This window comes from Thermodesulfobacteriota bacterium, assembly GCA_039028315.1.
GTDB lineage: Bacteria > Desulfobacterota_D > UBA1144 > Nemesobacterales > UBA2774 > CR02bin9.
This window is the reverse complement of sequence record JBCCIH010000166.1, coordinates 1-5371: the sequence shown is the minus strand read 5'-3', so window position 1 is coordinate 5371 and position 5371 is coordinate 1. Positions and strand designations below refer to the sequence as shown.

General features: G+C 38.8%; 7 protein-coding genes. 2 read left to right on the top strand and 5 right to left on the bottom strand.

Translation table 11 applies throughout. The annotated features are described in order from the left end of the window. On the top strand, positions 1 to 289 hold a 289-nt coding region (locus tag AAF462_09740), incomplete at its 5' end, for a hypothetical protein (GenBank protein ID MEM7009401.1). Here AAF462_09740 and AAF462_09735 read toward each other — a convergent pair. The 3 genes from AAF462_09735 to AAF462_09725 are packed head-to-tail and all read right to left on the bottom strand — an operon-like array spanning position 290 to position 3355. Further along, complete coding sequence (locus tag AAF462_09735) at positions 290 to 982, bottom strand: ABC transporter ATP-binding protein (protein ID MEM7009400.1); 693 nt, start codon at positions 980 to 982, stop codon at positions 290 to 292. 2 nt (positions 983 to 984) lie between these two features. Further along, positions 985 to 2133 (bottom strand): efflux RND transporter periplasmic adaptor subunit, encoded by a 1149-nt coding sequence (locus AAF462_09730; protein ID MEM7009399.1) that lies wholly within the window; start codon positions 2131 to 2133, stop codon positions 985 to 987. After that, on the bottom strand, positions 2114 to 3355 hold the full coding sequence (locus tag AAF462_09725) for a TolC family protein (protein ID MEM7009398.1): 1242 nt from the start codon (positions 3353 to 3355) through the stop codon (positions 2114 to 2116). The genes AAF462_09730 and AAF462_09725 overlap by 20 nt, the downstream gene beginning before the upstream one ends. Positions 3356 to 3443: 88 nt before the next feature. On the opposite strand from AAF462_09725, the gene hemW reads away from it, so the two are divergent. After that, entirely contained in the window at positions 3444 to 4601 is a 1158-nt protein-coding gene (gene hemW, locus AAF462_09720; GenBank protein MEM7009397.1) for a radical SAM family heme chaperone HemW, read from the top strand. Here the strand turns inward: hemW and AAF462_09715 are convergent. Both AAF462_09715 and AAF462_09710 read right to left on the bottom strand, forming a co-directional pair. After that, positions 4598 to 5044 carry a hypothetical protein gene (locus tag AAF462_09715; GenBank protein MEM7009396.1) on the bottom strand — a complete coding sequence of 149 codons (447 nt, stop codon included), beginning with the start codon at positions 5042 to 5044 and terminating at the stop codon, positions 4598 to 4600. The genes hemW and AAF462_09715 overlap by 4 nt on opposite strands. Positions 5045 to 5073: 29 nt before the next feature. Then, on the bottom strand, positions 5074 to 5371 hold a 298-nt coding region (locus AAF462_09710; protein MEM7009395.1), incomplete at its 5' end, for a secondary thiamine-phosphate synthase enzyme YjbQ.

Genomic DNA, 5371 nt, shown 5'->3' with positions numbered 1-5371 from the left:
CGAGCAAGAGAAAAGAAATAGAGACACAGCAACTGTTTTGATTTATGAACCCATAAACGCGGCTTTCGCAGTGGGAACCCCCGGAGCAAACGAGGGCATAATATATCTGTTTTTCGGACAGGATAATTTCCCTGCTACAGTCTCGGCAGCTGATGCAGATGTAGATATTTTAGGAGAGCCGGGCGAGAGCAATTTCGGTAAATTTGTAAATGGTCTTGGTGATATAAACGGCGATGAGTTTGAAGATTTTGGGGCTGGCGGTGATGAGTTTATGGACGTCATCTATTAGTTACTGACGTTTGTCCTCTAATATATATCCATCTTTAAAACTAATAATCCTCTGAGCGTATTTTGCAATATCCTCTTCATGCGTGATCATTATGATTGTTTTACCATTCTGGTTTAAATCACTGAATATATCCATAATCTCAGCGCTTGTTGTAGAGTCCAGGTTACCTGTAGGCTCATCTGCAAGTATGATGCTCGGGTTATTTACGATTGCCCTTGCGATTGCGACTCTTTGCTGCTGACCTCCTGAGAGCTGAGAGGGCAGGTGATGTTCTCTTCCGTTAAGACCGACCATAGATATAGCATTATTTGCTAGCTCAGATCTTTTCTCTGCCTCAGTGTTGTTATAAATCATAGGAAGCTCAACGTTCTCTAACGCAGTTGTTCTTGCTAATAGGTTAAAGCTTTGAAAGACAAATCCGATTTTTATATTTCTAATCTCAGCCAGCTCGTCTTTGTCCATCTCAGAAACTTTGTTATTATCGAGATAGTATTCTCCCTTAGTGGGTTTATCCAGGCAGCCTATAATATTCATGAATGTGCTTTTCCCTGACCCCGATGCACCCATTATGGATACAAAATCACCGTCTTGTATATCAAGTGTAACTCCTTTTAGAGCTTTTACTTTGATATCCCCAAGATCATATGTTTTATGGATATCTTTTGCTTCGATTACTGGGCTGTTTTCAGTCATTATTAAAATCTCTTTGGCTGAGGCAGATATGAGGCGCCGTTTCCGCCGTCTTTATCTATAATCGCTTCAACTATAACTTCATCACCGTTTTGCACTTCACCTTCAACTATCTCGGTATAACGCCCATCTCCGACACCTGTCTTCACAACAACCGGCTTAATTTGTCCATTATTTGAGCGCACCCAAACGTGCGGGTTTGTATTAGTATCTACATTGTTGGACTCGATTAGCGCATTAGATGGGGGGATAAATCTAAGAGCCGATGTAGGTACCCGGGTTACGTCTTTTTTCTCTGCGACAATAACTTTTACGTCTGCTGTCATTCCGGGCTTAAGAATGTTATCTTCGTTATCTATCGTGATAACAACATTATAAGTAACCACGTTGTTATTTGTTATCGGCTGGTTTCGTATCTGCGAAACTTTGCCCTCAAAGGTTTTATTTGGAAAAGCATCAACTGTGAAATATGCTCCCTGATCAGTTTTTATCTTACCTATGTCGGCCTCACTAACATTCGTATCTATTTGCATTTCTGAAAGGTTTTGTGAAATCAAAAAAAGTGGTTTTCCGTTTGGACTAACACTCTCGCCAATATTAATGTCTCTGGATAAAACTATCCCATCTATAGGTGAACGCACGGTTGTGCTGTCTAAATTAGACTCGGTAATTTCTATACTTGCGTTTGCCTGCTCAAGTGCAGCAGAAGCTGAGAGATATTTTGCTCTTGAATCATCAAATTCTTCTTTGGAGATTAGTCTTTTCTCGTATAGCTCTTTATTAGTATTATATACGGAACTTGTCAGGCTTAAATCGGCCTGTGCTTTTTTTTGGTCGGCCTGTGCGCGTTTTAACTCGCTTTGTAGATTGTATGGATCAATCTCTAAAAGGGGATCTCCTTTTTTTACTACAGAGTTGAAATCTACAAAAACATTCTTTGCGCTTCCTGTAACCTGTGATCCAACCTCTATAGTTTTGAGCGGATTAATCGTGCCTGATGAATTAATTTGAGATGTTAAGTTGCCCTTGTCTACTTTAGCTGTTACGTAGACCGTAGAAGTATCCGGCTCTCCAAAAAAACGAGGTGCAATAAATATTGCGGCCACAACTATAATGGCTATTGCTATATATGTCTTAGGGCTCTTGAGATTCATCTATTTCACCTGTTGCTCTTTCTAATCTCGCAATGTTGATGTTGTAATTATAAATCGACTGCATATACCTTGCATTAGAAACTGCAAATAATGCCTCTGCCTCTGCAAGCTCAACGGAAGAAGCTCTAGCCAGATTATACCTTTCTCTAGCCAGTAGCAAGCTTTGTTCAGCGGATTCTTTTGTCGCTTTTGTAACTTTAATATTCTCTTGTGCGAATTCAAGGTCTAGGTAAAGCTGCTTTATTTGAGATATGATAGCTGCCCTGGTGGATCTTAGCTCAGCTTTTGTTTTTCTTAGATGGGCCTTTGAGTCCTCAACTTTTGCAAACCTGGAAAAGCCCTCAAAAATTGGAAACCTTACTCCAACACCCGCAATAAATCCTGGGGTCTCAGCTCCTTTTCCCTCAAATCTATATGCAGTTCTGCCGAAAACTTCAGGGTAAAATTCTCTTTTAGATGCTTTTAAATTAGCTCTCATTGCGTCTTTTTGTGCCTCTAGGCTTTTAAGTTCAGCCCTTGATCCAAGAGCTTGAATAATGGAATCCTCAAGCTCATATGTAATCGGAGCTACTATTGTCGAATCCTCAAGGTCGTATGTAAATGATTCATCTTCAAGTCCCATAATTGTTAGTAGGTTAACTTTTGCAACTTCTAGATTGTTCTGAGCCGCAATTTGCTCAAGTTTTGCGTTACCAAGGTCAACCTCTACCTTAGTTACTTCGGTAAGAGGCACTCTTCCTAGCTTATAAAATCCTTGCGCCTGCTCTAAGCGCCGTTCATTTTCAACTACCTGCTTCTCAAGTGCAATTGCAATGTGCTCCTCAGAAAGAACTGTATAGTATCCAATTATGGTATCTAATATTAAGTCATCTTCTGCTGTGTCTTTATCAAACTTTCTTGCTTTTAGAAACTCCCTTGAAGATTTCACCCGGTTTGAGGTTCTACCGAAATCATAAATAAGCTGGTCTAAGAAGAACCCGGATTCACGGCCGATAAATGGTACGATAATTCTTGAGCTAATTTGCGGGTAATAAACAGATTTTGCATTTTTTAGATCTGCCCTAGATATATCTACATTAGCATCAGAGATAGTAATTGCAGGGTTATTGGTAATAGCCAGATCAACGGCTTCATCTAAACTAAGAACATTTGGCTCTTGGGCATAGCAATAGAAGCTTCCCAGCAGGAAAGAAATTAGTATTAATAGTACTTTATAACGCATTCTCATTTCTAAGCCTTAAGTTTAAATCAATAATATGACTTTAAAACTTAGCCGTTGCAACATTTTTTTCTTACCGTAAAATAGTTTAATGCCCTTTGGAATCTATATACATATCCCATATTGCGTTACGAAATGTCCATATTGCGACTTTAATTCTTACGGGGTCGGGTCTAATTTCCCTGAAAAAGACTATACAAATTCAATCATAAGAGAACTCGAATTCTATCAAGACGACTTATCGGGTACCAAAGTGACATCTATATTCTTTGGCGGGGGCACTCCATCATTATTCGATCCAAAAAATATAGAGGAAATACTCTCCAAGATCTATTCTATCACTAAACCGTCAGAAAATATTGAAATATCTTTAGAAGTAAACCCAAAGACTGCGGATTTAGAAAAGCTAAAAGGATTAAGAGCAGCGGGGATTAATAGAATAAGCACAGGGGTTCAGTCATTTTCAGAAAGAAAACTCAAGTTTCTTGGAAGAATTAATACGCCTGAGGATAGCCAGAAGATACTTCAAGATATAGTTAAAGCCGGTTATGAGAACTATAGTATGGATCTTATGTACGGTACTAAGGATGAAACATTGTCTGAGTGGGAAAACGACTTACAAAAAGCACTTAGCTTTGATTTTCCACACATCTCGGCATATTGTCTGACAGTAGAAAACGGCACCGAGTTTAATCGTCTCGAGTCGCTGGGGGAATTAAATCTGCCCTCAAATGACAAGCTTGCAGATTTTATCAGCTATACAACAGATTTTGTACAAGACTCGGGCTACAAACATTATGAGATTTCAAACTACGCCAAAAAAGGATTTGAATGCGTACACAATATGCTGTACTGGAGACTCGACGGATATTTAGGTCTTGGGGCTGGGGCACATTCGCATTATGCCAAGACCGATTCAAATCCCTGGGGAGCGCGGTGGTCTAATATCAGAAACCCCGCTAAATATATGAATACTGTGCTAAGTAGCAAAAAGCCGGTTGATTTTTCAGAGATAATAGATAAAAACAAATTTATTATTGATACAGTAGTTATGGGAATGAGGCTTGATCAGGGAATAGATCTTTTAAAATTAAAAAGCAGATCAAATGTGATTGCAGATACAGATAAAATTGAACCACTTATAAATGATGGTCTTCTTGAGAATTTAGGCAACTTCATTAGGATCACTAAAAAGGGAAATCTGGTATCAAATGAAATTATGATAAAAATGGTAGACGCTCTTAGCTAAGCGGTTTTCTTTAGTATGTGTTTTTCTCCGTTGCAGTCCACATAAAAATCATTGTCTTCTTTTTTCAAATACTTCATAAATTCATAGTAGGCGGGCCGTGTAAATCTGGCATCAAAATCCCCGTCTTTAATTTTTGCGTACGGAATATTTTCTTCGTTTATCCTGAGTGAGGATAAATCTAACTTCTCGGTTGTCTCATCGTTTATTCTTATAAAGAAATCCTCCCCCTGTTTATCCACCATTCTTACCACAAAAGGAGTATCTTCAACTTTTATATAAAGTTTTCCAGATCCTTCATCAAGGTAGTATCTTCCCTCATCATCTCTTTGAAGAAGTTTGTTGTTGTAGAGATAAGTAAGGCGGTGCTGGATTTTTATTCCGTCCTGAAACCAGTTGCCTCTTTTATCAATCAAAAACCTGTAGTTTATATTTTCATCGCTCATATGAATTATTATAACGAATTTATAGACTCTTACTCGCCGATCACTTTCACTACTACTCTTTTTCTTCTGCCCCCGTCAAATTCAGCGTAGAAAACCCTCTGCCATGGACCAAGATCAAGATCGCCCTGTGTAATAGGAACTATTACCTGATGATGCATGATCAAATTTTTAAGATGGGCATCTCCGTTATCTTCCCCAGTCATATGATGTTTGTAATCATCTCTAAATGGAGCAAGTCCTTCGAGCCACTCCCAGATATCCTCAATTAGACCACTCTCATGATCATTTACATATACTGCGGCAGTTATATGCATAGCCGAAACTAGG

Excerpts from the sequence above, each read along its gene's own strand:
- AAF462_09735 (MEM7009400.1), bottom strand. The coding sequence starts at position 982 with ATGACTGAAAACAGCCCAGTAATCGAAGCAAAAGATATCCATAAAACA.
- AAF462_09730 (MEM7009399.1), bottom strand. The coding sequence starts at position 2,133 with ATGAATCTCAAGAGCCCTAAGACATATATAGCAATAGCCATTATAGTT.
- AAF462_09725 (MEM7009398.1), bottom strand. The coding sequence starts at position 3,355 with ATGCGTTATAAAGTACTATTAATACTAATTTCTTTCCTGCTGGGAAGC.
- hemW (MEM7009397.1), top strand. The coding sequence starts at position 3,444 with ATGCCCTTTGGAATCTATATACATATCCCATATTGCGTTACGAAATGT.
- AAF462_09715 (MEM7009396.1), bottom strand. The coding sequence starts at position 5,044 with ATGAGCGATGAAAATATAAACTACAGGTTTTTGATTGATAAAAGAGGC.